General features: G+C 69.1%; 1 protein-coding gene. It reads right to left on the reverse strand.

Features of this window, described 5'->3' with window-relative positions; all coding sequences use genetic code 11:
• Positions 1-3,374 (reverse strand): ThuA domain-containing protein (locus G9H71_RS18095; protein ID WP_196792239.1); only part of this gene is annotated, 3,374 nt, incomplete at both ends.

Genomic DNA, 3,374 nt, shown 5'->3' on the forward strand with positions numbered 1-3,374 from the left:
TGGACCGTGAGCGGGGCGACGCCGGAGGACGGCGTGGCCGAAGCAACAGCCGTTGGGGCCTGCGCGCCCTTGTACTCGAACCGCACGAGCTTCGCGTCCGGGTTGGCCCGGAAGAACCCGTCGCCGTAGGTCAGGACGTACAGCGCGCCGTCGGGACCGAACTCCATGTCCATGACGCTGTCGCAGAAGAACGGCTGGTTCGGGTTGGGGGTCTCACCGCACGGGATCGTGTTGTTGATCTTCAACACGTTGCCCGCGGAGTCGAGCGACACCTCGCGCATCCAGTCACGGGTGAACTCGCCGAAGAAGAACTTCCGGTCGAAGTACTCCGGGAACTTCGTCGGGCTGGCGAGGTCGGGGTCGTAGTTGTACGGAGCCGCGCCCTGCGGGCCGACGCCACCCGTGCCCAGCTCGGGGAAGAGCTGCGGGCAGCGGGTCGTACCCGAGCCGTTGTAGTACGCGAGGCAGGGCGTGCCCAGCGGGTTGGCCGCGTTGTTGTCCTGGTACGAGTACCAGATCGTCGGGTTCGTGATGCGCGGCGTCTGGGTGCGGCCGGTGTTCCAGATGGACTCGTTCGGCGGGCCGGCCGTGGCGGCCGGGTTGGTGCCACCACACGCGAACGGCTGCGGCGGGTTGTCCAGCGGCGTGGACGTGTTGAAGTTCCAGCGGTAGTAGGGCAGGTCGGTCCGGTAGCAGACCGGCCAGCCGTAGTTCGCCGGCGCACGCACGACCTCGACACGACCCGTGCCCGCCGGGCCACGGAAGTTCTCCGGGACCTGGGAGTCAGGCGAGTAGTCGGTGATGTAGGCGACGTCGAACTTGTCCAGCGTGATGCGGAACGGGTTGCGGAAGCCCATCGCGTAGATCTCGGGACGGGTCTGGTTCGTCGTGTCCGCGGCCTCGGGGAAGAGGTTCCCGGCGGGGCTGGTGTAGCTGCCGTCCTCGTTGACCTTGATGCGAAGCGCCTTGCCGCGCAGGTCGTTGGTGTTGAGCGAGGAGCGACGGGCGTCGACGAACGGCGCCTGGAACCAGTTGCCCTGCTGCGAGGTGGCGACCGGAGCCGTCGGAGCGGTGGTGCCGGTCGTCGTCAGCGCGGTGGCGTCCGCCGTGATCTGCGGGACGTCCGTCATCGTGTACTGGCCACGGAAGTTGATCGTGATGTTGCCCGTGCTGGCGTTGCCGCCCGTGACGACGACGTCGCCCGGCTCGACGTTGCTCAGCGCCTCGAGCGCGGTCGTGACGGCCGCAGCGTTGGCGTTGTAGGCGATCGGAGCGGTGGTCTGGCCGTTGAACGTGATGGTGAACGTGCCACCGGTCGCGTTCAGCGAGCGGACCGTCTGCGTCTCGTTCGTCTTCATGTCGTTGAACGGGCCGAAGCCGCCGGAGTTGCCGCCACCCGCGGGGGTGTCGTCACCGGTCACGAGCCAGAGGTTGTTCTGGGAGTCGAAGTCGATGTCGCCGGCGACGTGGCAGCACGCCCCGCGGTTGACCTCGACCTTCATGATCTTCTGCTCGCTCGCCAGGTCCAGGCTGGCCGGGGTGCTCCCGCTCGCCTCGACGAGCTTGAAGCGGCTGAGCTGGAAGTAGCCCTGCCACACGTCCCACGCGTCGCGGGAGGCGGCTGTGTTGGGCGCAGCGCCAGCCGGGGTGCGGCCGGTGGCCGGGTCACCGAAGGGCTTGCCGGTGATCTCGGAGACGCCCTCCATCTGGACGGGCGCGTAGTAGAGGTAGACCCACTTGTTCTGGGCGAAGTTGTTGTCCACCTCGGGGCCGTACATGCCGTCCTCGTTGACGGTGTACTGCGGGATGTTCGCGATGACGGTGTTGGTGCCGGCCTTGGGGTCGATCAGGCGGACCCGGCCCTCGCGGGAGGTCTCGATGACCCGGCCGTCGGGCAGCACGTCGAAGCCGATCGGCTCGCCGAGCTGGGTGGTGTCGTTCTGGTTGCTGGCGAGCACGGTCTGGGTGTAGTTGGACACGACCGTGGCGCCGCAGTCACCGAGCCCGCCGGTCGCCCAGGAGAGCGCACCGCCGAGCGAGCTGACGAAGAACTGGTTCGCGTAGGCGCCGGAGGAGAGGCCGAGGCCGGTGTAGAGCGAGCGGCCGCCCTGGAAGTCCTGGCACCACATGATCGGGTGGTCGATCCCCATCGTGCCGCCGCCGGCGGTCAGGGTGGACTCGTCGAGCGTCGCCAGGACGTGCTGCTTGCCCCGGACGTTGGCCGCGAAGTTGTACCAGGCCTCGGACCACTGGGTGCCGCTCTGGCCGGCATTGCCCGCGGAGTGGTTCCAGCGCTCCGGCAGGCCGGCCGACGCCGGGTGGACGCGGTCCACGGCCTTGACGACGCCCGGGCCGGCCGGCGTGGTGCCCGTGGCGCGGGTGCCGAGCAGGTTCGTGAAGAACTGCCAGTCGGTCTCCGTCTCGATGGCCGAGCCGACGCCGACGAAGCCGCCTCCGGCGCGGATGAACGCCTCGAACGCTGCCTGCTGGGCGTCGTCGAGCACGTCACCGGAGGTGTTGAGGAAGACCACCGCGTCGTACGGCTCGAGGCCCTCGCCGGTGAAGCGCCGCGCGTCCTGCGTGACGTCGACCTCGAACCCGAGCTGGGTGCCGAGCGTGGTCAGCGCCTCCTGGCCGGCCGACGAGGTGCCGGGGTACTTGGCGCCCGCCTGCTTCGTGAACGCGAGGACCTTGAACTCCGTGGCGTCGCGCGACTGCAGCGTCCCGATCAGGTCGCGCGCCATGTCGATCAGCTCGTTGCGCAGCGCGATGTCGTCCGCGTCGCCCTTGATCTGGTTCTCCGCACGAGCGATGAACTGCTCGAGGAAGGCGATCGCGCGGGCCTCGGAGCCCTCGGTGTAGGCGGTGCGCGCCCGGCTCAGCCGGTCGGAGATGCTGGCCGAGGCAGCGCTGCCGAGGTCACCGGAGGTCGTCGCCGCGTTGACGCGGTCCGTGAGCTCGCGGAAGGACGTGCAGCTGCCCTCCGCGACGCCCGCGGTCCACTCGATGCCACCGAGGATGTTCTTGAGGAAGCGCGGGTCCTCGTAGGAGGCCTCGGTGTGGCCCATGCCCTGGTAGAAGGACCGGCCGCCCTCGAAGTTCTGACACCACGAGATGGGGTGGTCGTTGCCCATCCGCTGGTTGTTGTTGACGTACGTCGCCTCGGTCAGCGTCTGCAGCACGTGCACGCTGGGCCGGGGGTTGACGTTGAAGTTGTAGAGCTCGTCCGTGCGGGCCCAGACCGCCGGCAGGTGCTGCGTCGACGGGTGCGTCAGGTCTTCCGTGCGCACCTGCACCGGCGTCGTGCCCGGCGGGTGGCTGACGAAGCGGGCGCCGCCGCCGGTGAGCTGGCCGTACCACGGCACCGTGTGCAT

The sequence above is a fragment of the Motilibacter deserti genome (assembly GCF_011250635.1).
GTDB lineage: Bacteria > Actinomycetota > Actinomycetes > Motilibacterales > Motilibacteraceae > Motilibacter_A > Motilibacter_A deserti.